This window comes from Gammaproteobacteria bacterium, from assembly GCA_029880545.1.
In the GTDB taxonomy this organism is placed as follows: Bacteria; Pseudomonadota; Gammaproteobacteria; order Acidiferrobacterales; family SZUA-150; genus JAOUOD01.
Genome location: JAOUOD010000001.1, coordinates 100,120 through 125,557, shown reverse-complemented (window position 1 = coordinate 125,557; position 25,438 = coordinate 100,120). Strand labels below are relative to the sequence as shown.

20 protein-coding genes are annotated in these 25,438 nt (G+C 53.6%); 12 read left to right on the top strand and 8 right to left on the bottom strand.

The window, feature by feature from the left end; translation table 11 throughout:
- The first annotated feature begins 83 nt into the window (after positions 1-83).
- From yihA to OEZ10_00525, 5 genes are all read left to right on the top strand, one after another.
- A complete protein-coding gene (gene yihA, locus OEZ10_00545; GenBank protein ID MDH5631459.1) occupies positions 84-710 on the top strand; it encodes a ribosome biogenesis GTP-binding protein YihA/YsxC in 627 nt (208 codons plus the stop codon).
- A gap of 242 nt (positions 711-952) precedes the next feature.
- On the top strand, positions 953-1,345 hold the full coding sequence (locus OEZ10_00540; protein ID MDH5631458.1) for a response regulator: 393 nt from the start codon (positions 953-955) through the stop codon (positions 1,343-1,345).
- A gap of 23 nt (positions 1,346-1,368) precedes the next feature.
- Positions 1,369-4,512, top strand: a complete 3,144-nt coding sequence (locus OEZ10_00535) for a response regulator (protein MDH5631457.1) — start codon at positions 1,369-1,371, stop codon at positions 4,510-4,512.
- Positions 4,513-4,530: 18 nt separating this feature from the next.
- Positions 4,531-5,619 (top strand): response regulator, encoded by a 1,089-nt coding sequence (locus tag OEZ10_00530; GenBank protein MDH5631456.1) that lies wholly within the window; start codon positions 4,531-4,533, stop codon positions 5,617-5,619.
- Positions 5,616-7,259 (top strand): diguanylate cyclase, encoded by a 1,644-nt coding sequence (locus tag OEZ10_00525; GenBank protein ID MDH5631455.1) that lies wholly within the window; start codon positions 5,616-5,618, stop codon positions 7,257-7,259. Before OEZ10_00530 ends, OEZ10_00525 begins: the two co-directional genes overlap by 4 nt.
- A gap of 42 nt (positions 7,260-7,301) precedes the next feature.
- Here OEZ10_00525 and polA read toward each other — a convergent pair whose 3' ends face one another.
- Positions 7,302-9,998 (bottom strand): DNA polymerase I, encoded by a 2,697-nt coding sequence (polA, locus tag OEZ10_00520; protein ID MDH5631454.1) that lies wholly within the window; start codon positions 9,996-9,998, stop codon positions 7,302-7,304.
- Positions 9,999-10,076: 78 nt separating this feature from the next.
- On the opposite strand from polA, the gene OEZ10_00515 reads away from it, so the two are divergent.
- Genes OEZ10_00515 through OEZ10_00495 form a run of 5 tightly spaced genes read left to right on the top strand, consistent with a single transcriptional unit; the run spans position 10,077 to position 13,934 of the window.
- The gene (locus OEZ10_00515; protein ID MDH5631453.1) at positions 10,077-10,784 is read left to right on the top strand and encodes a TIGR00730 family Rossman fold protein; all 708 of its coding nucleotides are present in this window, start codon (positions 10,077-10,079) and stop codon (positions 10,782-10,784) included.
- A gap of 8 nt (positions 10,785-10,792) precedes the next feature.
- Entirely contained in the window at positions 10,793-11,188 is a 396-nt protein-coding gene (locus OEZ10_00510; protein MDH5631452.1) for a DUF2782 domain-containing protein, read from the top strand.
- 9 nt (positions 11,189-11,197) lie between these two features.
- Positions 11,198-12,142 (top strand): homoserine kinase, encoded by a 945-nt coding sequence (locus tag OEZ10_00505; protein ID MDH5631451.1) that lies wholly within the window; start codon positions 11,198-11,200, stop codon positions 12,140-12,142.
- A 52-nt stretch (positions 12,143-12,194) separates the two neighbouring features.
- The gene (locus tag OEZ10_00500) at positions 12,195-12,983 is read left to right on the top strand and encodes a hypothetical protein (GenBank protein MDH5631450.1); all 789 of its coding nucleotides are present in this window, start codon (positions 12,195-12,197) and stop codon (positions 12,981-12,983) included.
- 3 nt (positions 12,984-12,986) lie between these two features.
- A complete protein-coding gene (locus OEZ10_00495; protein MDH5631449.1) occupies positions 12,987-13,934 on the top strand; it encodes an acetoin utilization protein AcuC in 948 nt (315 codons plus the stop codon).
- Between the two features lie 86 nt (positions 13,935-14,020).
- Here OEZ10_00495 and OEZ10_00490 read toward each other — a convergent pair whose 3' ends face one another.
- On the bottom strand, positions 14,021-17,299 hold the full coding sequence (locus tag OEZ10_00490; protein ID MDH5631448.1) for a M4 family metallopeptidase: 3,279 nt from the start codon (positions 17,297-17,299) through the stop codon (positions 14,021-14,023).
- Positions 17,300-17,351: 52 nt separating this feature from the next.
- A complete protein-coding gene (locus OEZ10_00485; GenBank protein ID MDH5631447.1) occupies positions 17,352-17,801 on the bottom strand; it encodes a hypothetical protein in 450 nt (149 codons plus the stop codon).
- Between the two features lie 237 nt (positions 17,802-18,038).
- Between OEZ10_00485 and OEZ10_00480 the strand changes: the two genes are divergently transcribed.
- Entirely contained in the window at positions 18,039-18,404 is a 366-nt protein-coding gene (locus OEZ10_00480) for a YajD family HNH nuclease (GenBank protein MDH5631446.1), read from the top strand.
- A gap of 94 nt (positions 18,405-18,498) precedes the next feature.
- Entirely contained in the window at positions 18,499-19,578 is a 1,080-nt protein-coding gene (gene dctP / locus OEZ10_00475) for a TRAP transporter substrate-binding protein DctP (protein MDH5631445.1), read from the top strand.
- A 238-nt stretch (positions 19,579-19,816) separates the two neighbouring features.
- Here dctP and OEZ10_00470 read toward each other — a convergent pair whose 3' ends face one another.
- From OEZ10_00470 to OEZ10_00450, 5 genes are all read right to left on the bottom strand, one after another.
- Entirely contained in the window at positions 19,817-20,203 is a 387-nt protein-coding gene (locus tag OEZ10_00470) for an MAPEG family protein (protein MDH5631444.1), read from the bottom strand.
- A gap of 21 nt (positions 20,204-20,224) precedes the next feature.
- Positions 20,225-21,547: a TRAP transporter large permease subunit gene (locus OEZ10_00465; protein ID MDH5631443.1), complete on the bottom strand. Its 1,323-nt coding sequence runs from the start codon at positions 21,545-21,547 to the stop codon at positions 20,225-20,227.
- A gap of 8 nt (positions 21,548-21,555) precedes the next feature.
- The gene (locus OEZ10_00460) at positions 21,556-22,050 is read right to left on the bottom strand and encodes a TRAP transporter small permease subunit (GenBank protein MDH5631442.1); all 495 of its coding nucleotides are present in this window, start codon (positions 22,048-22,050) and stop codon (positions 21,556-21,558) included.
- A 184-nt stretch (positions 22,051-22,234) separates the two neighbouring features.
- On the bottom strand, positions 22,235-24,412 hold the full coding sequence (uvrD, locus tag OEZ10_00455; protein MDH5631441.1) for a DNA helicase II: 2,178 nt from the start codon (positions 24,410-24,412) through the stop codon (positions 22,235-22,237).
- A gap of 148 nt (positions 24,413-24,560) precedes the next feature.
- Positions 24,561-25,307 carry a hypothetical protein gene (locus OEZ10_00450; protein ID MDH5631440.1) on the bottom strand — a complete coding sequence of 249 codons (747 nt, stop codon included), beginning with the start codon at positions 25,305-25,307 and terminating at the stop codon, positions 24,561-24,563.
- Positions 25,308-25,438 lie beyond the last annotated feature (131 nt).

The window sequence follows — 25,438 nt, the reverse complement described above, 5'->3', positions numbered from 1 at the left end:
GCTTTCAGGCGCCGCCTTATATACCAACACCCTCTGAATGGGTCAATGATTGCCCGGATAAATCCGGGAAACTCGCGGAAAATATGGAAAAACTTGAAAGAAATCCGCTCCAGAACGCCCACTTTACCATCAGTGCGCCAAACCGAAAGGCTCTGCCGCCCGATACCGGTACCGAGGTAGCTTTTGCCGGGCGCTCAAATGCCGGCAAATCCAGCGCCCTCAATGCGCTGACCGGTCAAAAAGCATTGGCTCGCACCAGCAAAACCCCGGGGCGCACCCAGTCCATTAACTTTTTCAGCCTGGATAACGGTCGCGAACTGGTGGACCTGCCCGGTTACGGTTATGCCAAGGTTGCACGCAATATGAAAGAACAGTGGCAGGCTCACCTGGGAGAGTATCTCGTCAGCCGCCAGTCACTGCGCGGACTCGTACTGGTTATGGATGTTCGTCATCCGCTGCAGGATCCGGATATTCGATTACTTCAGTGGATTGAACACACCAACACTCCCATTCATATTCTGCTCACCAAGGCTGACAAATTATCTCGAAACAAAGCCGTGGCAGCACTGCACAAAACCCGCGCCGACCTGCAGCAGTACCCGGCGGAAGTCACTCTCCAGCTATTTTCCGCACTGAACAAATCGGGCGTAATCGAAGCCCGCAACAAGATCGCCCAATGGCTGGGACTGGATTCGGCTTCGGATGCCTGAACTCGGGCGCACTGGCTAAAATCCTTGTAGAGACTACTATTATTTTTCTGGAAATACTGCCTACTACCTGCTCTAGTAAACAGCGGCGGTACCGATTCTGCCTGTAACCCCCGAAAGGGTTTCCGGGACTATTACGACCCAGGTTAACAAACTTTTACAACAACACTTATTTCATCCTTTTATACTTGGATCAATAGAGTGGCGATAGAACGTTCACGGCGAATATCTGAAAAGGACTGATCATGTCAGACAAGACGCTGCAAAAAATCATGTACGTGGAAGACGAGCCGGATATTCAGGCAGTAGCCAAGCTGGCGCTGGAAACCGTAGGTGGATTTACCGTAAAGATTTGCAGTTCCGGAAAGGAGGCGCTGGAAGTGGTTCATGGTTTCGGTCCTGACCTGGTCCTGCTTGATGTCATGATGCCGGACATGGACGGACCGAGCACACTCAGGGAACTGCAGGCCGACGATTCACTCAAGGATTTGCCAGTGATATTCATGACTGCCAAGGTACAGCCACAGGAAATCGCACAGTATCGGGAAATGGGTGCACTGGATGTCATTCCCAAGCCGTTTGATCCGATGAACCTGGCCAACAGTATTCGTGAAGCCTGGTCCAGGCACGTTAGCTGACGCCACCACTGCCTCGCAAAGTAATGCCAAATGATACACCCAGTTTTGCCACCGTCAGGGCAACCTTGTCCAAGCAAGGCTGGTCAGCCCGTGTGGGTGAGCACTTACTGGGCCTGGTCGAGGCGGAAAGAAGTGCTGACCGTTATGGCAACATTGAGGCACTGCAGGCGCTGCATAAACTACTGACTGACATCCCCATCAACTCGCAAGTTCCCCAGCCATTACTGACGGAACAAATCATTAATCTGCTGGATTCCATAGCCGCCGGAACTCCGGCAACCGGTAGCAAACCGCCGGCACTGCGTTTACTGCATGTCAGCGTAATTCTGATATCAGCTAATGCCGATTCCCATGCCGGATATCTTTCCGGCTTTTGTCATCGCCAGGGCTTTCAGTTCGAAATACTTCCCACTATCAGCAAGCCAAGTAGCGAACCACCCTACCTGGTAGTGACCGACAGGTATCCAGACAATCCTGGCGAGACCTATGCCGCCCTTCTGGGTTGTCAACCTGAACAGGTATCGATCATTTTATTGACCGACGAGGAGAGCCTGGACAGGAAACTGGTCAGCCTGCGGCATGGCATCAACAAGCAGCTGCCTTCAGGCACCACGACCGAATCCATCTCGGTTGCTTTGCTGACCATGTTGCCAGATGCGCCACGAAAACCTGTTCGGATACTGATTGTTGACGATGATACTACCTTGTCCTCTTATTACAGCGCAATACTCCAGGGCCTGGGCATGGAAACGCAGGTATTGAACAAGCCTCTGGAGGCTCTGGACAATATCCGCCAATTCGAACCAGATGCCATGCTGCTGGACCTGTACATGCCGGAATGTAACGGTGATGAACTTGTAGGCCTTATCCGGCAGAATCCCCTTGCAGAATCATTGCCTATCATCTTTATGTCATCGGAAAACGACAGCGTTCGCCAGGCAGCGGCTATTGCCAGTGGTGGTGACGATTTCCTGCTGAAGCCGGTCGCTCCCGAAGTGCTCAACGCCTGCATTCAGGCGCGCGTCCGGCGCAGCCGGGCAAACCAGCGCATCAATTCAACGCTCAGAACTGTTCTCAGCCAGCTGGAACGACAACAGGATGCCCTTGATGAGCACTCCATTGTCAGCATCACCGATGCGCGCGGAATCATTACTTACGTCAATGAAAGATTTTGCAATATCAGCCAGTACTCGCGCCGCGAGCTGCTCGGCCAAACCCATCGCCTGATCAACTCCGGCACGCACCCGCCGGAATTCTTCAGTGACATGTGGTTAACCATCACCAGCGGCCAGCCCTGGCACGGCACCATCTGCAATCGCAAGAAGAAGGGCGGTTTATACTGGGTTGAGAGCAGCATCGTGCCGTTCGTGGATAAAAACGGCATTCCTTACCAATACATATCGATAAGGACAGACATCAGCCGCAGAATACACGCGGAAGAAACCGGCAAACTCCAGCAGCAATTGCTCGACATGTTGCGTGACTCAGCATCACGCGCAGTGGGCACGGTGGAATTCCAGAATATTTTTACAACGATGCTGAAAGGCTTGCTGGAAATTACCGACAGCGCCTACGGATTTATCGGTGAAATACTTCACGATGACGGCGTTCCGTACCTGAAAACCCGCGCCATAACCGATATTTCGTGGAATAATGAAACCCGGGAATTCTACCGTGAAAATGCTCCGTCTGGCATGGAGTTCCGGAACCTGGATACATTGTTCGGCTGTACTATCGCCAAGGGCGAAATCGTCATGACCAATTCACCAGGTACCGATCCACGTTCGGCCGGTATTCCAGAAGGTCATCCTCCACTCAACACCTACCTGGGCTATCCGATTTTTCATGGTTCCGAACTGGTCGGTATGTACGGGATCGCCAATCGTGCCAATGGTTACGATAATGACATTCTCGGTTTTCTCGAACCGTTCAACGCCACGCTGGGATTTATCATTCACGGTATGCGCCTGCATATACAGCGTGAAGCACATAATGCTGAATTAATGGTTGCCAAGGAAGAAGCGGAACGCGCCAACCGTGCGAAATCCGAATTCCTGTCGAGGATGAGTCACGAGTTACGCACGCCGATGAATGCAATCCTGGGGTTCTCACAACTGCTTGAGTCCGATCCAAGCGAACCACTGACCGAATCCCAACAGGAAAATGTTTCGGAAATCGTATCAGCGGGAACTCATCTTCTTGAGCTGATCAACGAAGTGCTTGACCTGACTCGCATCGAGTCAGGCAAACTGGATCTTCATATTGAAGATGTCTCGCTGGAAGATATTGTCAGTGAAGTCGTAAAAATCATGTCACCGCTGGCAATCAAGAACAGCGTTGTCATAATTGACGAAACCATTTATTCCGACGCCCGGGTTCGCGCCGATCGCACGCGCCTGAAACAGGTAATCCTCAACCTGTTCTCGAATGCTATAAAATACAACAGGAAAAATGGCTCGGTTACTCTAGGCACGGAAATCCTCGATGGCAACATCGTTCGCCTGGACGTCAAGGATACTGGCGCCGGCCTTACCGCCGAGGAATGTAAAAGAATATTTGAACCCTTTGATCGCTTGTCCGCATCCGGCTCATCGATTGAAGGAACCGGCATTGGTCTGACTATAACCAAGCGATTTGTCGAAATCATGGACGGCCAGATCACAGTCAGCAGCCAGCCAGGCAAGGGCAGTATATTTCACGTTACCCTTCCCGGCAGCACCAATGCCAAACGAGATCCCGCTACAGAAAAGGGAAATATCGCCCATAAACAAGTCAAACCTGAAGATAACAGTATGAACAAATATACCTTGCTCTATGTTGAAGATAACCCGGCCAACCTGAAACTGGTTGACCAGATTCTGTCGCGGCGACCGGACATCGAAATGCTGTCCGCCCACAACGCCGAGCTCGGCATTGAGCTTGCCCGGGTGCACAAGCCAGACATTATTGTGCTGGATATCAACCTGCCAGGAATGAGCGGGTTTGAGGCCCTGGAAAAGCTGAAACAAATGGAAGGCATCGGTGACACGCCAATATTTGCGCTCAGCGCCAATGCCATGCCCCGGGATATCGAACGGGGAATCGATGCCGGGTTCCATCAATACATGACGAAACCACTGAACGTGAAACAGTTCCTGGATGCGATTAACGACGCCTTGCCAGGCTAACTGGAGAAAGACACGATAATGGATGAAGCGGTGCTCAAGCAAAGCAGGATTCTGATTGTTGACGATGAGCCGGCCAACGTACGGCTTCTCGAAAAAATGCTCAAGAATTCGGGCTATACCAATGTGTTCAGCACAACCAGCTCGGTTGAAGTGCTCTCCATGTATGCCGCCAACAATCCGGATATCCTGCTGCTGGATATCAATATGCCGGCAATCGACGGCTTTGGTGTGTTACAGCGCCTAAAAGACATAGAGACTGGCGACTATCTGCCGGTCCTGGTGCTGACTGCTCAAATAGACCGCAACACCAAGATTCGGGCGCTTGAATACGGTGCTATGGATTTTGTAACCAAGCCATTTGATCACATAGAAGTCCTTAACAGGATTCGCAATATCCTGCAGGTACGCTTGCTGCACAAGCAAATCCTGAACCAGAACCAGATCCTGGAACAAAAGGTAAGGGAAAGAACCCGGGAACTTGAAGAAACGCAACTCGAAATTGTTCGTCGTCTCGGTCGTGCAGCAGAATACCGGGATAATGAAACCGGCTTTCACATTATTCGCATGAGCAAATTTTCCCAGATGATTGGTCGCGCGGCGGGCATGAGCGAAGTGGACGCGGAAATGCTTCTTAATGCCAGCCCGATGCATGATATTGGCAAAATCGGCATTCCTGACAATATCCTGCTTAAACCCGGCAAATTCACCGATGAAGAGTGGCGCATCATGAAAACTCATAGTGAAATCGGTGCGGAAATACTGGCCGGGCACCACTCAGAGCTGCTGAAAATGGCTCGTGAAATAGCCATCACCCACCACGAGAAATGGGATGGCAGTGGCTACCCCGGGGGACTGAAAGGCAAGAATATTCCGCTGGTAGGCCGCATTGTCGCCATTGCCGACGTCTTCGACGCGCTGACATCCACGCGCCCTTACAAAAAGGCCTGGAGCGTTGAGGATGCTGTTGACGAAATCAACAAGCAATCCGGCGCCCACTTTGATCCCGACCTGGTTGTTATATTCAATGAAGTGCTGGACGAGATACTCCGGTTTCGTGACCGCTATCAGGAGCCTGAAATTGAACAGGCAATGGGAAATACGTCATGAATCATCTGTCGGATAGCGGCAAGGCCAACATTGCGGAGCAACTTAAAGCGCTGCAACTGGCTTATGCCCGTGATCTGCCTGGGAAAATCGCCGACGTTAAATCCCATTGGCTGAAACTGCTGGAGACAGGCTGGGACAAAAACCTGATAACCGAGGCGCATCGCAAGACACACAGCCTGGCCGGTTCCGGTGCATCGTTCGGTTTCCCCGAGGTCAGCCGATGCGCCCGGGAACTGGAAATGGATTTAAAGGCCATCAAGGAGCAAGGGCAATTGCCAGGCCCGGACCAGATTGAACTGATGCAGCACCGTCTTGATGCCCTGATCAGCAGTGCGAATGGCCCGGATTCCGATACCTCCAATACCGATACGAAGCCCTCCGGGCAAACATTATCGCAGCCACGCACGATATTTGTTCTGAACGATGTCGACGAATACGCCGGCAAACTGTGCAAAGAACTTGATCGTTTCGGTTATCAAACGGAATGTTTTCACGATGATGCGACTATCATGGCAAGGCTGCAGAAAGTCTGTCCTGGCGGCATTATTGCGTTTCAGCCGGCGAGCGGTGAACTGCCGAACTTTCGTTCGTTCCAGGAAGCCATGCCCAATGTTCTGCCGGTCATAGTTCTCGCAAATCACGATAACTTTGGTCACAGGCTGGCGGCGGTCAGGTCGGGCAGTGATGCGTTTCTGCCCGCCAATACGGATCCGGCAAAAATTGTCGACAAACTGGAACAACTGAACCTTACAGAAAAAACGGATCCTTACCGGGTGCTGATTATTGACGATTCCGAGGCGCTGGCAACCCAGTACGCCCTGATCCTGAAACAGGCCGGCATGATCGCAGAAATCGTCAACGACCCGCTGAAAATTAATGACAAGCTTTCATCGTTTCTGCCTGAACTCATGCTTGTGGACATGTACATGCCTGAATTCAACGGCGCCGAACTCGCCAAGGTGCTTCGACAACACGAGGCCTACGTCGGTATACCCATTGTGTTCCTGTCCGCGGAAACCAATGTCGACAAACAGATTGGCGCCATGGCAAACGGCGGGGATGAATTCCTGACCAAACCTATTCACCCGGTACACCTGGTTTCATCGGTCAGTAATCGTATCGAACGCTACCGTGTATTGCGCTCAATGATGGAACGAGACAGCCTGACCGGCTTGCTCAACCACACCAAGATCAAGGAGCGCATTGAACTGGAAATTGCCCGCGCCCAGCGCCAGAAATCACCAATAAGCCTGGCAATGATTGACCTTGATGACTTCAAGAAAGTGAATGACACTTACGGCCATGCCATTGGCGATAACGCACTCAAACTGCTATCAAAGATCATGAAACAGCGATTGCGCCGCACGGACATTCTCGGTCGTTACGGTGGTGAAGAGTTCGCCGTCATTCTTCCGGACACCGGGCTCGATACGGCCCTGGCAATAATGGAAGACGTCCGGGAAAATTTTTCCAGGATTCCGTTACACAGCAACGATGAGACATTCTGCATAACGTTCAGTTGCGGGCTTGCCTGTTATCCTGACTACACTGATGCTTCGGCTCTCAACAGTGCTGCAGACCAGGCGCTGTACAACGCAAAAAAGATGGGCAAGAACCGGGTTGAAACCCGGAAACCCTGAAATTGTTTTACCTTTAACTGTAATTGCCGAAACTGCCCGGGCCTAATGGGCTTCATCCCAGTTTTCACCGATGCCGGCATCCACTTCCAACGGCACACTCAACTGCGCGACATTTTCCATCATGCTGCTGATGGTGCCTGCCAGCTCAACAGCCCGGTCTTCCCTGATTTCAAACACCAGCTCATCATGTACCTGCATAATCATGCGCACCGATGGCTGTTCCGCTTCAATCCAGCGGTCGATAGCAATCATGGCACGCTTGATAATATCAGCAGCGGTGCCCTGCATAGGCGCATTGATAGCAGTTCGCTCGGCGTATTGGCGGCGCTGATGATTACTGGAATTGATTTCCGGCAGGTACAGTCGTCGACCATAGACAGTCTCCACGTAGCCCTGCTCATGCGCCTGCACGCGGGTGCGATCCATGTAATCCCTGACGCCGGGATAACGTTCAAAATACAGGTTGATATAGTCCTGCGCCGAACCCCGGTCGATCTTCAGTTGACGCGCCAGGCCAAATGCGGACATACCGTAAATCAGGCCAAAATTAATGGCCTTGGCATGACGACGCTGTTCGTTACTGACCGCATCCGGCGCGACCCCGAACACTTCGGCCGCCGTGGCCCGATGCACGTCGGCGCCCTGCCTGAACGCGTTGAGCAAGCCTGGATCCTGCGACAAGTGAGCCATAATGCGCAATTCGACTTGTGAATAATCCGCGGACACCATTTTGAAACCGGGCTCCGGTACAAAAGCCTGTCGAATCCTCCGGCCCTCCTCGTTTCGTATCGGGATATTCTGCAGGTTCGGATCCGATGACGACAGCCTGCCGGTTGCCGCCACGGCCTGATGATAGGACGTGTGCACGCGCCCCGTCTCCTTGTTGATCATGAGTGGCAGCTTGTCCGTATAGGTGGATTTGAGCTTGGCCAGGCCACGATGCTCTAGAATCAATTGCGGCAAATCGTAATCCAGCGCCAGTTCCTGCAACACCTCTTCCGCGGTAGAGGGTTGCCCCTTCGGGGTTTTGCGCAAAACCGGCAAACCCATTTTGTCAAACAGGATTTCCTGTATCTGCTTGGGTGAGGCCATGTTAAACGTCTGGCCAGCAAGCGTGTGCGCCTGTTGTTCGGTTTCAAGCATCCGGTGGGCAAGTGCTGTGCTTTGGCTGTGCAGCATGTCCGAGTCTATTCGCACACCTTGACGTTCCATGCGGGCCAGTACCGGCAACAGCGGCATTTCGAGACTGACAAAGACCTTTTCCAGTTCCGGGGTTTGCTGCAATTTCGGCCACAAGGTTCCATGCAGGCGCAATGTTATATCTGCATCCTCGGCAGCGTAGGGTCCTGCCTGCTCCAGCTCCACTTCGTTGAAGCAGATCTGCGACTTGCCCTTTCCGGCGACGTCCTCGTACTTGATGGTTTTGTGGCCAAGATATTTCATTGCCAGGCTGTCCATGTCGTGGCGTGAGGCGGTACTGTCCAGCACATAGGACTCAAGCATGGTATCGAAACGTACACCCTGCAATCGAATTCCCTGGCGCGCCAGCACATTCAGGTCATACTTGAGATTCTGCCCAACCTTGGCGGCTTGCTCATTTTCCAGCCATGGCCTGAGGCGCTTCAGGACCATCGCCCTATCCAGTTGATCCGGTGCTCCGGGGTAATCATGTGCTAACGGAATATATGCAGCACGACCCGGCCTGTCGCTGAGTGACACGCCGACCAGGTCGGCCTGTTGTGCATCAAGGCTGGTGGTTTCCGTATCAACGGCCACAAGCTCGGCCGCGTTCACCCGTTCAAGCCAGGTGTCGAGGCGCGCTTCTGTCACCACGATTTCGTAGTCTTGCTCCGGTGCGTCGTTGCTGACATTGGCACCGCCCAGTTCGCCCAGCCAGGTTTTAAATTCATACCGCTGAAACAGGTCACGCAAGCTGTTTTCATCAGGCGCCTTGCGCTGCAAATCATCGATCCCCTGTTTCAGCTCAATGTCGGTACGTATGGTTGCCAGTACCCGTGACAAGTGCAGCTGCTCGAGACTGTCCCGCAGGTTATCGCCGATCTTGCCGGAAATTTCGTCGGCATGGGCCATGAGCTGATCCAGCGACCCGTATTGTTGCAACCATTTTGCCGCGGTTTTGGGGCCCACCTTGGGCACACCCGGAATATTGTCAGCGCTGTCGCCGACCAGCGCGAGGTAGTCGATAATATTTTCAGGTGGAACACCAAATTTTTCTTCCACCTGGGCGCGATCCGATACCGTATCCGTCATGGTATTAATCAGCGTTACGTGACCGTCCACGAGCTGTGCCAAGTCCTTGTCTCCGGTGGAAATGACGCAAGCGCGTTTAGCCGCACCGGCCTGGGACGCAAGCGTACCGATCACATCGTCGGCCTCGACGCCTTCAACCATCAACAATGGCAACCCCATGGCCCGGACAATATCGTGTACAGACTGGATCTGGCTGCGCAACTCTTCGGGCATGGGTGGCCGATGGGCCTTGTACTCAGGGTACATATCGTGACGAAAGGTCTTGCCCTTGGCGTCAAAAACCACGGCGATATGACCTGGGTCATAGTCGGTCAGCAATCGACGCAGCATATTGGTAATACCGTAAATAGCCCCGGTGGCTTCACCCCTGGAATTACTCAGGTTGGGCATGGCATGAAACGCGCGGTACAGGTAGGACGATCCGTCCACCAGCACCAACGGAGCATCCGGGTTCCCGGGCGCGGCCATAGACGGTGAAGAGGAGCTGTTATCGTTATTACCAGTATTCATGCTGCGAAACCAATGATTGTGTGTTAAAACGCGCCTATGAAGCAGAAACTACAAACAGGCACACCGTCTCGGGTCATGTCCCGCGAGTCGTGGAAAATCTTCCAGATTATGGCTGAATTCGTCGAAGGATTTGAGCGTCTTTCCCAGATTCAGCCATCCGTGAGCATATTTGGGTCCGCTCGTACCCCGACTGACCACCCCTATTATGCCTTGACCGAGGAAATCGCGCGCAAACTTTCCGACGCCGGTTTCAGCGTCGTCAGCGGCGGCGGCCCGGGCATTATGGAAGCAGCCAACAAGGGCGCATTTCACGGAAAGTCCGCCAGCATCGGTCTCAATATTGAATTGCCTTTTGAGCAGAGTGCCAACCGGTTTCAGGACATCGCCCTGAGTTTTCAGCACTTTTTTGCCCGTAAGGTCATGTTCGTCAAGTATGCCAAGGCTTACGTGGTCATGCCTGGCGGGTTCGGCACCCTCGATGAACTGGTCGAGGCGCTGACCCTGATTCAGACGGGCAAAAGCGTGCGCATGCCGATAATCCTGGTGCACCGGCCTTTCTGGGAAGGGCTGGTGGACTGGTTCAAGGAGGTGCTGGTTACCGAAGGCACCATCAACCCCGAAGACCTGGATCTGTTTGTCATGGTCGATACCGCCGACGAGGTGGTTGACCATATCTTCCGCTACTACGAAACCAGCGGCTTTGAATCTTCGGAAGAAGAACAGGAAATCAAGCTCAATCTATAGGTGTCGTCATGACTACCAACAAACCGTTTCATGCGTATTTATCATCCCGGGCTCCGCTTAACATAGTGCTGGTGTTGTGCCTGGGCCTGTATCTCAGCCCGGGATGGTCTGCGGACAATGAAAAGGTTGACGTTCCACCACCGCCTCCGATCCCGGAAGAAAGCCAGTACGTGGACAAACCGGTCGATGACCCGGAGGCTATTGAGCCGGAGATTCGCATCGTGCCCAAATCGGATGGCCGTTACGAGGAATACCGTATTCGCGGGCGACTCTACAAAATCAAGGTTACCCCTAAAAAAGGTAAACCCTATTACCTGATCGATTCGACCGGGCAGGGTCAGTTTGAACATTCTGACCTGGAGCCAAAACTGACCATACCCATGTGGGTAATCAAAGAATTCTGATCTTTTCTTATGGCCGTTTATACCAGCATCTCCCGGGATGAATTGATTGCGTTTCTGTCCCGCTACAATCACGGCACACTTGTGAGCTATGAGGGCATCGGTTCCGGTATTGAAAACACCAATTACTTCGTGACAACCGACGAAGCGCGGTATGTCCTGACTGTCTTTGAACAGCATCGACCCGACGAGTTACCGTTCTTCCTGGATCTCACCGCGTTTCTGTCGGAACATGACATCCCGTGCGCACACCCGGTGGCCAACAAATCCGGTCGATACCTGGAACAAATCAAGAACAAGCCCGCGGCCCTGGTCCAGCGCCTGAAAGGCGCGTCCATCATGGCGCCATCCGCAGAACAATGTCGCCAGGTGGGTGAAATCCTGGCCAGGCTACATGTTGCCGGGCAGGAATTTGACCAACAGCGCGACAACCCCCGCGGCCCGGGCTGGTGGAAAGACATGGCCCGGAAGCTATTCGGGCACCTGGATCCGGAACAGGAAGCCCTGTTGCACGACGAAATGCGGTTCCAGTCCTCTCACAAACGTGATGCGCTGCCACGCGGCATCGTTCATGCCGACCTGTTTCGTGACAACGTCTTGTTTGAAGGCGATGATCTTGGCGGCCTGATAGACTTCTATTACGCCTGTACCGATGTACTGGTCTATGACCTGGCAGTAACTGTAAACGACTGGTGCTCGCTACCGGGCGGACAACTGGATCCTGAATCCAGCGAAAAAATGCTCGCGGGCTACTTGGCTGCCCGGCCCCTGTGCGGCGCCGAGTTGGCCGCCTACCCGGTGATGTTGCGCGCCGCGGCGTTGCGGTTTTGGCTGTCGCGACTTCATGATCTACACTTTCCTAGACCCGGGGAGATCACTCATACTCACGACCCGATGGTATTTCAGAATATCCTGGTAAATCGCCGCCAGTTGATGACGGAAAAACATTCTGAATAAGTACAATTAAAAATTACCCGGCACCAGACCGGTGGAGAGAATGGAGGAGCCCATGCACGTAAGACGATTTAACATTCCCAATTCGCTGAAGTGGTTCAGTTGCGGCCAGCGCCTGATCCGAAAAAACACGCCAGCCTGGGTAATTACGGCAAGCATCGTATTTGCCGCGGCCTGGCTGTTGTTGCAAATACCAATACTTGGTCAACTGATCCTTGTATTTTTATTGCCGATTATCGCAGCTAGCAGCCTGGGTGAGATGCACCTGGCCATGTCCGTATCGGATGAAAGCCTGCGCGCCTCTCGTCGCAACCAGAACATTATTACGCTGCTACAACGCGACATCGGTTATCGACTTGCCGGCATTTTCAAGCAAGGCGACCGATTTATTTTTGCTCTGGCCTTCGGCGCACTGGCACTGTGTGCGGCCCTGGGCATCAATATACTTGAACAGCTGTTTGGCGGGGCAGCAAGACTGGAATCCGTTTCGGTATTCGATGCCGGCTTTGCCGGGGCCGTCAGGTACATCGCCATTCAGCTGATCACCATCTCCGCCTATGCCGCGGTCGTCGGGCTGATGCTGTTCACCCTGCCGCTGGTTACCCTGCAACACATGTCCATTCATAACGCGCTGAGCCTGAATCTCGCCGCCTGGATCAAGAATTTTGTGCCGTTGATTACCTATTTCGGCATCATGGTCGGCGTCATCACCATCGGCCGCGTGGTTATGGGTATCGATTATTTCGCCGGCCTGCTCGCCATGTTTTTTATCACCGTACTCGGTGGGCCATTGGCCATTGCCAGTGCCTATTGCTGTTTCCGACTGATGTACCGCGAAGAATAGGTGATGGCTGGTTCCGGCGTTGGCGTGTTTTACGGCGAGGCGTTGGGACGTTATGGCTTTGGCAATGCTCACCCCTTCGGGCCCGATCGACAAAATTCTTTTTGGGCGGAGTTCTGTCAACGCGGCCTGGATAAATGCGTAACGATTTTCGAACCATCGTCTTGCACCGACGAAGCACTTCTGCGTTTCCATACCAGTGAATATATAAACAAACTCAGAAGTCTTTCCGGGTCCGGCATTGGCCTACTCGATGGCGGCGATACTCCCGCGTTCAAAGGCGTTTACGAGGCATCCTGCACCGTGGCCGGTACCGTGCTGGACGCGTTAGACAAAATCATGAGCCAACAACTGCAGCAGGCCTTCGTCCCTATTGCCGGTCTGCACCACGCGCGACGCGATTCCGCTGCCGGCTTCTGCGCAGTAAACGACCTCGGTATAGCCATTGAAACCTTGTTCGACCACTACCAGCTTGAACGCATCGCCTATGTCGACATCGATGCCCACCATGGCGATGGCGTGTTTTATGCCTTTGAAGCTGACTCCCGGCTGGTATTTGCCGATATACATGAAGACGGTCAATTTCTGTACCCGGGAACCGGGTCATCCTCGGAAACCGGCAAAGGCAAGGCCAGGGGTCTGAAACTTAATTTGCCCATGGCACCGCAATCCGGCGATACGGCCTTCATGACTGTATGGCCGCAGGTAGAACAGCTGCTGCTTGATACCAATCCCGAGCTCATCATCCTGCAGGCCGGCGCGGATTCCATCAAAGGTGATCCCATCACCCACATGGCGTTCAGTGAACAGTGTCATGGTCATGCCGCGCGACGCCTCAAACATATCGCCCGGGTACTGGGACACGGTCGCGTCCTGGCTACCGGCGGAGGCGGCTATAACCGCGACAATCTCAGCCGCGGCTGGTGTGAAGTGGTGGCCGGTTTGCTGCACTAGCCGGGATCGACAACATTTTCCATCACCCATAAAACAAAACCCCCGCCTAGTGGCGAGGGTTTTATTCGTCTGAAGTTAATCAGCTATCAGGGCTTGGTGGTGAAACTCCAGACCGTACTGTCAGTCAGGCCGCCGTTACCGTCATTAGCCACTACCTTCCAGTAATAGGTGGTATTGGCTTTCAGGCCTGTCAATGTAGCGGTTTTATCGCCACCAGTTGGCGGTGGGACCGGGGCACCGCCGCCGCCACCGCCGCCACCGCCACCGCAAGCGCTCAGCAGGGCAACGGCGATATACAACGGAACTGCCCAAACCAGTTGGCGACGTCGAATGCCGGCACCGGCCAATCCAAGCAACATCAGGCTGCCGCCGCCCAGGCCGGCGGCGACGATCAGGGAACCGGCTCCTGCGACAACGGTATTGGAACATCCCGTGGTAAACAGGCTGTCTTCGCATACGATCAGCTCGTAGCTGATTGCGTCACCATCAACATCTGTTGAATTGTTCCAGCCAAAAACCGCACTGGCGCTATCCACACCAGTCGCTCCATCTGTTGGGGTCATCAGTGTCGGCGCAGTCGGTGCATCGTTGACCGGATTAACCGTTAATACAAAGCTGCTTGTAGCAGTTGCCGTGCCATCAGATACCGTCAAGGTAATGGTTGCACTGCCATTCGCGTCAGTGGCCGGTGTAACAGTGACGTCTCGATTGGCACCGCTGCCCCCGAATACGATATTTGCGACGGGCACCAGGTTCACATCAGACGATGTTGCCTGTACCGTAAGATTGACAACATTGTTGTCCACATCGGCAACGGTAAAAGGCAGGGCCGCGGTGGCCGTGTCCTCATCTGTCGGCAGGTCCGCAATCGTTGAAACCGTCGGCGCATCGTTCACCGGCGTGACCGTGATCGATACGGTGGCGGTATGACTGCCGCCAACACCGTCACTGGCGGTAAAGGAGAAACTGTCAGCGCCAAAGTAGTTCGCGTTGGGCGTATAGGTCAGGTTGGGCGCGGTTCCGGTAAGCTGGCCGTTTGCCGGTGCTGATGCAATCGAATAGCTCAGGCTATCACCATCGGCGTCCGTGGCAGTTACGGTAATTCCAATGCTGCCGTCTTCGGCAACAGAAATATTTTGCCCTACCGCTACCGGTACTGTATTGCAGTAATAGACTCGTACGTCATCCAGCCACCAGCCGTAGGCACCTACGGAGGTATCGGTACCGACGCGCCAGCGGAACCGTACGGCCTGTCCTGCCAGTGTATCCAGGGCGTACCGGCTATCGACATAGCCATGGCTGTCGCCCACAAAGGCGAAACGTCCGGCCAGCGGGTTACTGTAAAGTGTCGAAATCACGCCGCCGTAAACACGGCCGGCTGTTGGTAGAAAATTCGCATCAACCCAGGTGCCGCCGCCATTGGTGCTGTATTCAACAACACCGCCATCGTAATTGCCTGGCTCAAACATATAGGCATGACGGAAATGCAGGTAGGGCGCATGACCGGACACGTTGGGCACAGCTACACTGATTTGTGCGAATTTGTCACTGATGATGCCATCGTTAAGACCGAACAATGATTCCGTTCCTGAAGTGGCATACGGCCCCCATCCACCAGGGCCATAGGTCGCCAGCCACGCAACCCAGTCGAAGGCACCCTGGTTATGTGTCAAGGTCCAGTTACCCAGGCCAGATTCAAAGCCATCGAAAAATGCATTCACCGGCTGCTGCCCTGCCGGGCACAGCGACACATTGGGGTTAAATCCTGTTGATGGCTCAAGATGCATTTCAGTTGCCAAGGTGGCATTACGTACATTGGTACAGTCATTGGCGGTAATGCCCGAGGTGCCGACAAGGTTCAGACATCCCTGGTAGAGCGCGTTATACAGATCATAGTAATCAGATGCAGAGGTGAGCAGGTTGGTCTGCACCTCGTAATAAATCTTGGCGACCCTGGGAATGCCCATGGCAGCAATGGTTTGGCCATTGAAGGTACCGCCATCGACCATCAGGTAGGCAGCCTTGTTGTTAATACCGCTATTGATATGAACACCACCGTTGTCGGTGGTTTCGGTGTGGTAAATGGCACTGCCTATCCGGTCTGGATCACCATAGGCTGGCGGGTTGGCCATACTGCGTATTGCGCCAATACCAGGGATATCCTCGCCCATCAACCAGCGTACTCCGGCACTGTCATTGCCACCGGTATTTGTCAGGTCGATAAACTCGCCCCACATATCTGAAAACGATTCATTGATAGCACCGGATTGGTAAAAATAAAACAGGTTTGAGGTCTTTTCGGTAACACCGTGTGTCAGCTCGTGGCCAACCACATCATCGGCAGCCGAGAAACCATCGCCGTAGGCCATCTGCAAACCGTTCCAGAACGCATTCTTATACGTCGTCGCTCCGTAGTGGACGCTGGAAATCAGCAGCATGCCGGCGTTATCCAGGCTATCCCGACCATGGTTGACTGAAAAGAAGTCATAGGTATCACCGGCATACAATTGTGCAGCGTCGGCATCCGTATCTGACCCGCTGGTACAGGCATCGCCGCTGGCCTCGGTACACAGTAACGTGCCTGGTAGCGTTGTCGTATTGTTCGCGGTGTAGGTAGAGCGGTTCTTGGCCTCGTGGACCTGGTTGAATTGCAGGGCAATATTGCCGTTCAGGGCATCCACCAGGACAAACTCACGAACCGGCGCAAGTTGTGTTGGCGTAACCTCGATTCTCCAGACCAGAGATGCCGGAAAGGTGCGGGGGCTCAGTAACTGTGGCTCGTAAACCGACAATACTGGCGCACTCGCCCGTAACGAGGCGGCAGCCATGTTGTGGTGCTTGGCCGTTGTCACGATGGCCGTTTGCATGGCATCGGCCTGGTTGATACGCGGCGAGATTGCCAGTACAAGCTTTGGCGCCGTTTCACCATTGATGGACAGCAGGCGCGCCTGGGCATCCATGTTGACGATTAACTCGGCACCGATTACCGGCACGCCGTTGTGCAGCTGCTGGAACCTGGCCATGGATCGACCATCGGCCAGGCGGTTTTCTTTCAGCAGTGCCAGCTGTTCGTTGACATTACCAATGCCAAACAGCGTGCCATATGCATTCAGAATCGTCCTGGCATTGTGCTCGGGAGCCAATGACGAATTGGTACCGGGTACAACCAGGGCGCCATGTCTCGGAAAACCCATGAAATTCAGGGCACCGGTATCACGATGCCGGGCTACCGTCGCGCCCTGGCTACGCAAGGCGGAAATCATGCCCTGGTCTGGCTCATACGTGCCGGCAGCAGTAACAAATTGCGGCAACATCGCGCAAACGATGATAACCAGCGTTTTTTGAATATTCGAAAAATTAATCACTGTCCTCTCCTGCTCTAGTGTTTTGGCGTCGCGCCAGCTCTTTATTCCCTCTTCAACGGGCCTCCATGGCCTCGACAAGGGCTTTATAGGGTGACCTTGCCAGCGTCAATGTATCGAGATTGACGTGGTACGCATCACCCTTATTAACAATCTTCAGCCTGTAGACAATACAATCGGCACACCTACCGGGCAAAATTTGCGTGTCGCCTGGCTGTTGCGCCATTTTTGTTCGCTGCATCAGGCTGTCAGTCGCCAAGACCATCAACGCGTTCGATGCCTGGCGCCGAGTGCGGGTCCCGACTCGACGGTCAACTGTCTGAACCTGTCCATTACTGACCAGGGTTATGGAACGATTCAGTCCGGCAATGCCGCCGGATAGCTGTAATTCAATCAACCAGGAACCATCGCCTGGCCCGGCCGATTCTATAGCGTTCCCCAGACAACCTGCCAGCAGTAATGCCATTAACAGGCACACTATTCCGGTCTTGCGTTTATGCGCCATAACAGTTTACCAAGACAGTTGGTTTAATCTCTGCGGCCTGCCAACAGCTTGGCCTGTGTCTCACTCTTTCCAAGTCTGCATTCTGGGAATAATAGCAGGGCATGTCGAGATTGTATGCCAGGCACAGTGGCTGGTTTCCCGGCTAACGAAAATCCGTTGCTGGCGCTTGAAGCAGGCTCGAATTTTGGGCATGGTAACCGCTCAACTTCTACTCGCCGGGCAGGCAAACGAAAACAGATGAGCAAAAATTCGGGTAATAAGCTGGATCAATTGGTGGCCGAAACCCGCCGCCAGCAGGATGAACGCGCACAAACCTATCGTGGCCTGGCGCTGAAGTTGTTTCCGTGGATTTGCGGCCGCTGCGGGCGGGAGTTCACCCATACCAACCTGCGGGAGCTGACCGTTCATCACAAGAACCACGATCACGATGACAACCCGGCTGATGGCAGCAACTGGGAGTTGCTGTGCCTGTACTGTCATGACAATGAGCACCAGCGCCAGCTGGAAATTCACGGTGTGGGGACGGGCGGCAATGATACAAACCATAAATCGTCAACACGTAAACCGTTCGCCAATCTGAAGGATCTTTTGAACAAAAACTAGCCCGGGGAATCCCCGGCAATGCTTGGGCTGGCCCGCAGCTTTGGTTACACTGATCAGCCAGACGCCTGAACCACATCTATAGGGGAGACCAGAAATGGAGCGCAGAAAATTTATCCGCAATATAGTCGGTGCCGGTGCCGCGGCGGCAACGGTAACCGCCCCGGCGGTTCACGCCAAAAAACCGTTTAACTGGAAACTGGTCACGACCTGGCCACCCAATTTTCCGATCTTCCAGGAAGGTGTTGAGAAGTTTGCCAAGGAAGTTCGCGCCATGAGTAGCGGGCAGCTCAACATTACCGTGTTTGCCGGTGGCCAGCTTGTGCCCCCGCTTGGCGTATTTGATGCCGTTTCCCAAGGGACCGCCGTACAAATGGGGCACGGCGCGGCCTACTACTGGATTGGCAAGATTCCATCGGCAGCATTTTTTACCGCGGTACCGTTCGGCATGAACGCCCAGGGCATGAACGCCTGGTTTTACGGTGGCAACGGCCTGAAACTCTGGCGTGAAGTCTATAAACCGTTCAACCTGGTCCCCTTTCCCATGGGCAACACCGGTGTTCAGATGGGTGGCTGGTTCCGGAAGGAAATTAAAACTGTCGATGACCTTAAAGGCCTGAAAATGCGCATCCCGGGCTTTGGTGGCAAGGTCATGGCCAAGGCCGGGGTCAACGCCATCAATATTGCCGGCGGTGAAATTTATACGGCGCTGGAGCGTGGCACCATCGATGCGACCGAGTGGGTCGGCCCCTACCATGACCTGCGTCTCGGCCTTTACCGCGCGGCCAAGTACTACTACTCACCCGGCTGGCATGAGCCAGGCCCAACACTGGAGCTGACGGTTAACAGCAAGGCCTGGGAATCGCTGCCCAATGAGCTTAAACTGATCATTGAAAATGCAGCTGCTGCCAGCAACCTGTGGATGTTGTCACAGTTTGAAGCACGCAATCTTGAGGCGCTGGGCAAGCTCAAGACCAAGTACAAGGTCAAAACCTACACCTTCCCGAAGCCGGTATTACAGCATCTGAAAAAGATGACTGATGCCGTGTTAAAGGAGGAAGCAGCAAAAGACAAGACTTTTGCCCGCATCTGGAAGGAATATGAGAAATTTCGTAAGGACAATGACGCCTGGAGTGAGCTGTCTGAATCTGCTTACGCAAGGGTTCGGGACATCTAACAAGGGTATCGGGGCCAGGAACAACTGGCCCCGATACCCTGTTCAGGTCACGCGGTCTTTATTGTTTCGTTGCTGACGATCGCGCCCTTCTCAGTTTTCGTTTTTTCCCTGCCGCGACCATTCCTGAAAATTACTCCCGTCCAAGATCCGGAAGGACATAACCGGTAGCCGGGAAAAATTGTACAAGCCAGGCTCAATAGCCTGTTTGTCAACCAGGATATGAGGACGGGAAATAAATCTAGACAGAAATCATATTGATCATATTCATTACCGAAGCGGTCATTATAGTTGCCCAGGTAAGCAAGGTGCCGTAATAACGCCCCTTTGATCGACCCGATGACCTGCCCAGGCCCCACAGGTGCAAGACTCTCGCCAGTATCAATACTGCTCCGAGTATATTAACCAGCAGCACATACCCGCCATTCAGCTCATACATACCTGTCAACAATAACGCCAGGGGCGCGTATTCAGCCGCGTTGGCGTGCACGCGAATCGCTCTCAATAATTGCTCGTCACCACCATCGCCAATGGGTACGCGCGAGCGGTAACGATGGCGAATGACGTTGTAGGCCAGGCCAAGATAGAACAGCGCAAATAATGAAGCATAAACTGCCGTGTATTTCATTGTTCCCTCCTCCTTGAAGTATCAATAGCCACGCAAACTGTCCATCCAGTCAGGCAACCACAACACCAGTTGCGGCGCCATCATTATTGATGCCAGTACGAACACCTGGATGATAATGAACGGAATTACGCCCCGGTAAATCTGTTCCATGCGGATACTGGCCGGCGCTGCTGCCTTGAGATAGAAAAGGGAAAATCCGAACGGTGGTGTCAGGAACGAAGTTTGCAGGTTTACCGCGATCAGGATGGCGAACCACAACGGATCAAGCCCGAGCGTCACCGCGATAGGCGCCAGTATCGGCACGATAATGAAACAGATTTCCAGAAAATCAAGAAAGAAACCGAGAACAAAAATCACCACCATGCTCGCCAGCAGGAAGCCCCACTCGCCACCCGGCAGCGCAGACATGATCTCTTGGACAACCGCATCACCGCCCATGCCCCTGAATACCAGTCCGAATATGGTTGCGCCAATCAGGATCATAAACACCATGGATGTCAGGCGCATGGTATCCATAGTACTCTGGCGAAGGCTGTCCAGTGTCAGGCGCTTATGCAGCGCCGCCAGCATCATGGCGCCCATGGCGCCAAAGGCGGCAGATTCGGTTGGCCCTGCAATTCCGAAAAATATGGAACCCAGCACCGCGATCATAATAAACATGGGGGGCACGAGACTACGGACTACACGCTTGCCCATGTCGTGCGGCCAACGCGATTCGCTGTCTGCTGACAGTGGCGCTACTCCCGGTCGCAACATTGCCATAACCAGGATAAAACCGATAAACAAGGTTATCATAACGAGGCCTGGCACGACCGCACCGGCAAACAGGCGCGGCACTGGCACTCCCATCTGGTCGGCCAGCAACACGAGAATGATGCTTGGCGGTATCAGCTGACCCAATGTTCCCGATGCAGCAATGGTGCCCGTTGACAGCTCAGCCTGGTAACCGTTTTTCATCATTGCCGGCAACGCGATTACGGTCATGGTAACCACGGTTGCCCCGACAACACCGGTCGTCGCTGCCAGCAATCCACCAACTAGCACCAGCGATACAGTCAATCCACCGCGCACACGGCCAAACAACAAGGCCATGGTTTCCAGCAGGTCTTCGGCAAGACCTGACTTTTCAAGGATTACTCCCATAAATACAAACAACGGCACGGCCAACAGTGTGAAATTGGTCATAATGCCCCAGATGCGCAGGGGCAGAAGATCAAAAAATTCCATTCCCAATGCCGGGATTCCGAATACCAGGCCAACCGCTCCCAGGGCAAAGGCTACCGGGTAGCCACTCATCAACAGGATGATAAGGACAACAAACATCATCAGCGCCATGTATTCCATCGACATTATCAGTTCTCCCTGTCACGTATGAGCATGGACAAATTGCTGACAATGTTAACGATAGCCTGAAAAGCCAATAAAAAGAATCCGGCCGGAATTGCTGCCTTGATTAGCCAGCGATATGACAAGCCGCCGGGATCCGGAGAACTTTCATCATAACTCCACGCTGCCTCGACGAATGGAATGGAGGTTTTGATAATTACCACGCATACGGGCAACAGGATAAACATGTCTCCCAGCGTGTTGATAATTGTTTGAGTGCGTGGAGACAGGTTCTGGTAAAGCACTTCTACGCGTACGTGTCCCTGGACCTTGTAGGTAGCGGCAGCACCCAACAAAAAGATCAGGGCAAACAAGTGCCACTCCAGCTCCTGCAGCGCCGGTGAACCCGCGCGAAACAGAAAACGCATACAGACATCGTAAAAAACAATGACGGTTAATACCAACACCAGCCAGGCCATCACCCTGCCGACAGCATCATTGATCTTGCCCAACCACATCATATCCTTCCCCGAATCTAACATGCATATACACGACAATTACTATAACTGCCGGTACGTTACAATTAAATTTGTCGCGGCCGGTATGTCATGAGTAAAACGCGCCGGCAACCACGCTCTTTATTATTCATTCCGCCTCCAACCCGTTTGGGGTACTCACGTGGCTTGCGGACTCGGTGCTAACAGCCTAAGCTGACTCCAGGTTGGCGTAGGCCAGAACCAGCCACTTGGGGCCGGCAGTTTCAAAATTGACCTGCACGCGTGCATGCTGGCCTTCACCTTCCAGGTTCATCACCATGCCTTCGCCAAACTTTGCGTGATTTACCCGCTGACCAAGACTGAACCCGGCCACGGGATTTTTCATGGCCGCTACAGACGTTCTGCCATAGGAAGCTGCCGACTCACGAACATAGGGCGCCTGCGGCCTGACCGGGATCATCAGGTCTTCCGGGATTTCACCAAGAAATCTTGACGGGCTGGTATAGTTCTCCTGGCCGTGCAGGCGTCGAAGCTCGGCGTGGGTAATATAGAGTCGCGTCATTGCACGTGTCATGCCAACATAACAAAGTCGACGCTCCTCCTCGAGCCGGTCTTCTTCGTTGATACTTCTGTTATGCGGAAACAGGCCTTCTTCAAGTCCCGTCAAAAACACCAGCGGAAATTCCAGGCCTTTTGCCGAATGCAGGCTCATTAGCTGGACCGAGTCCTCCCAGGATTCCGCCTGGCCCTCACCGGCCTCCAGCGAGGCATGGGACAAAAACGCATCCAGAACAGTCATATCCTGCGACTCTTCGTTGTCCCGATCCTCAAATTGGCGCGCCGCAGAGACCAGTTCTTCAAGGTTTTCTATTCTCGCTTCAGCCTTTTCACCTTTTTCCTTTTTGAAAAATTCAAACAATCCAGTTTCATGGATCATAAAATCCGTTTTATCTGACAATGACATGGTCGCAGCCTGTTCGGTCATCTGATCGACCAGGCTCATGAACTGCTTCAGGGCATTGGCCGCCCGTCCAGGCAAGCTGCCGTCTACCAACAGCTTTTCAGCCGATTGCCACATGGACAGGTTATGCATGCGTGCGGTATCGCGAATTGTTTCGACAGTCTTGTTGCCCATGCCTCTGGCAGGCACATTGCAGATTCGTTCAAATGATGGATCATCGTAGCGCGAACTCATCAGTCTAAGGTAGGCCAATGCGTCCTTGATCTCCTTGCGCTCGAAAAAACGCAGGCCGCCGTAAACGCGGTAAGGAACACCACTGTACAGCAGCGCCTCTTCAAACAGGCGTGACTGGGCATTGGAACGATAGAGTACCGCTACGTCCTTGCGGCTGTTGCCCTGATTGATCCATTCCAGCACGGTATCGACAACAAAGCGAGCTTCTTCAAAGTCGTTATACGCAGTGTATAAGCGGATCACATCACCATCTTCGCCTTCAGTCCAGAGCTCCTTGCCCAGGCGCCCGCTGTTGTGGCTGATGACTGCATTGGCGGCCTTGAGGATCGTGCCGGTAGACCGGTAATTTTGTTCAAGTCTTACCAGGCGCGTATTGGGAAAATCATGTTCGAACCGGTGCATGTTATCAATACGCGCGCCGCGCCAGCCGTAGATGGACTGGTCATCATCGCCTACGGCAAACAGTTCCTTTTGCCCTCCGGAAAACAGCTTCAGCCACTCGTACTGGATACTGTTGGTGTCCTGAAATTCATCCACCAATACCGACTGAAATCGATGCTGGTAATGCTGGCGCAACGGCGGGATATCCCGCATCAACTCATAAGTCTTGAGCAACAACTCGGCAAAGTCCACCAGCCCGGCCCGCTGGCACGCTTCTTCATAGGCCTGGTAGATCTGTACCATCTGCCGATACTGCGGATCGGGACTCTGGCCGAGGCCGGACGGGCGCCTGCCCTCCTCCTTGTTGCTGTTGATAAACCACTGCACCTGCTTTGGCGGCCAGTAGGCTTCGTCCAGTCCCAACTGTTTCAGTAGTCGCCTGATCAGGCGATACTGGTCCTCGGAATCCAGGATCTGGAAGGTCTTGGGCAATCCGGCATCCTGCCAATGGGCGCGCAGGAAGCGGTGTGACAATCCATGAAAGGTGCCGATCCACATACCGCCAACCGGGAACCCAAGCATGGATTCGATTCGGCCACGCATTTCAGCGGCGGCCTTGTTGGTGAAGGTTACGGCCAGGATTGACTGCGGCGATAACTGCTCCACGGCGACCAGCCAGGCGACGCGGCGAGTCAGCACCCGCGTCTTACCGCTGCCGGCGCCGGCCAGTACCAGCGACGATCCGCGCGCTGCAGCCACTGCCTCGCGCTGGGCGTCATTGAGATCGTTTAGTAAATCCGAAACATCCATAGGCCCGGGAGTATACCGCAAGCCGGTGAGGAATGAGCCTCCCGGCAAGGCAGGTTTCCGGCCCAGGCGCGACAGTTCCAGGGATTTTTCGAATCAGCGACGGATTCAGGAAGCGTGGTTTATTCCTGCCATCGAACGACTCACATGTTCAATACCACAAGTACCACGCGTTCAGCACAACGGCGGTTGCCGTAATCACTGCCGGAGATGCGGACATGGAAACACTGTACGTCCACCATGCATCCGGGCTGATTTGTCCAATACGACGCAATGGCAACAACATCATCCAGACCGGCCCAAACAATAACAGGAAGGCAACGACGGCAAACAGCATGCCCTTGATCATCGCCTTGTTCTGGCTTAATGCTGATTCCACCTGGTCCGGGTACGCACGCAAACTCATGCGATACAACTCACGTACGCTCATCCAGTTTTCCGGCCTGGGTATATGCAAGGCATCCACCCATGCGTGGAATTCTTCAAACGTCAACGGACCCAGAATATCGTTGTTACGGCTGTTTACGATCATCCACACCCGGGTCTCGTTATCGACGATAACAACTTCATCGCCATCGTAGAGGTTGCGATGTTTTTTGCCGAAATGCTGCGAAAATATATACTTGTCGGTTATCGAGACCTTGTGCAAAGGACCAAGCTGCGGAAAGTCGGCCGGCAGAAACAGTGGCGTACCGAGATCGCGCATGGCAGATGTTTCCCGGCTTGTTCTTGAAATAAAGATATCCACTGAATCGACCTTGACCAGGGAATAGGCATCACTTATCGGGACAACATAGCTGTCCCAGTTAACCACCAGGCCCGAAGCCGGCGTCATCAACATGGTCATCATCAGCACGACCAGGATGCCTGGAAAACTATTCTGCATTCTCTTCAGCATAGCTGGTCTCCGCGCAGCGGGCTTGGGCGGTCAGAGTGAAGGCGAGATGACAATTCAATTACCCTAGACTATACACATAAATATAGCATAGACGAGAGTGGCCGTTCGGCGGGTCCAGGCAAACAATTGTC

Excerpts from the sequence above, each read along its gene's own strand:
- yihA (MDH5631459.1), top strand. The coding sequence starts at position 84 with ATGGAAAAACTTGAAAGAAATCCGCTCCAGAACGCCCACTTTACCATC.
- OEZ10_00470 (MDH5631444.1), bottom strand. The coding sequence starts at position 20,203 with ATGAAATACACGGCAGTTTATGCTTCATTATTTGCGCTGTTCTATCTT.
- OEZ10_00535 (MDH5631457.1), top strand. The coding sequence starts at position 1,369 with ATGCCAAATGATACACCCAGTTTTGCCACCGTCAGGGCAACCTTGTCC.
- dctP (MDH5631445.1), top strand. The coding sequence starts at position 18,499 with ATGGAGCGCAGAAAATTTATCCGCAATATAGTCGGTGCCGGTGCCGCG.
- OEZ10_00495 (MDH5631449.1), top strand. The coding sequence starts at position 12,987 with ATGGCTGGTTCCGGCGTTGGCGTGTTTTACGGCGAGGCGTTGGGACGT.
- OEZ10_00530 (MDH5631456.1), top strand. The coding sequence starts at position 4,531 with ATGGATGAAGCGGTGCTCAAGCAAAGCAGGATTCTGATTGTTGACGAT.
- OEZ10_00540 (MDH5631458.1), top strand. The coding sequence starts at position 953 with ATGTCAGACAAGACGCTGCAAAAAATCATGTACGTGGAAGACGAGCCG.
- OEZ10_00480 (MDH5631446.1), top strand. The coding sequence starts at position 18,039 with ATGAGCAAAAATTCGGGTAATAAGCTGGATCAATTGGTGGCCGAAACC.
- OEZ10_00465 (MDH5631443.1), bottom strand. The coding sequence starts at position 21,547 with ATGGAATACATGGCGCTGATGATGTTTGTTGTCCTTATCATCCTGTTG.
- OEZ10_00525 (MDH5631455.1), top strand. The coding sequence starts at position 5,616 with ATGAATCATCTGTCGGATAGCGGCAAGGCCAACATTGCGGAGCAACTT.
- OEZ10_00510 (MDH5631452.1), top strand. The coding sequence starts at position 10,793 with ATGACTACCAACAAACCGTTTCATGCGTATTTATCATCCCGGGCTCCG.
- OEZ10_00450 (MDH5631440.1), bottom strand. The coding sequence starts at position 25,307 with ATGCTGAAGAGAATGCAGAATAGTTTTCCAGGCATCCTGGTCGTGCTG.
- OEZ10_00515 (MDH5631453.1), top strand. The coding sequence starts at position 10,077 with ATGAAGCAGAAACTACAAACAGGCACACCGTCTCGGGTCATGTCCCGC.
- OEZ10_00505 (MDH5631451.1), top strand. The coding sequence starts at position 11,198 with ATGGCCGTTTATACCAGCATCTCCCGGGATGAATTGATTGCGTTTCTG.
- uvrD (MDH5631441.1), bottom strand. The coding sequence starts at position 24,412 with ATGGATGTTTCGGATTTACTAAACGATCTCAATGACGCCCAGCGCGAG.
- OEZ10_00485 (MDH5631447.1), bottom strand. The coding sequence starts at position 17,801 with ATGGCGCATAAACGCAAGACCGGAATAGTGTGCCTGTTAATGGCATTA.
- polA (MDH5631454.1), bottom strand. The coding sequence starts at position 9,998 with ATGGCCGCGCCCGGGAACCCGGATGCTCCGTTGGTGCTGGTGGACGGA.
- OEZ10_00500 (MDH5631450.1), top strand. The coding sequence starts at position 12,195 with ATGCACGTAAGACGATTTAACATTCCCAATTCGCTGAAGTGGTTCAGT.
- OEZ10_00460 (MDH5631442.1), bottom strand. The coding sequence starts at position 22,050 with ATGATGTGGTTGGGCAAGATCAATGATGCTGTCGGCAGGGTGATGGCC.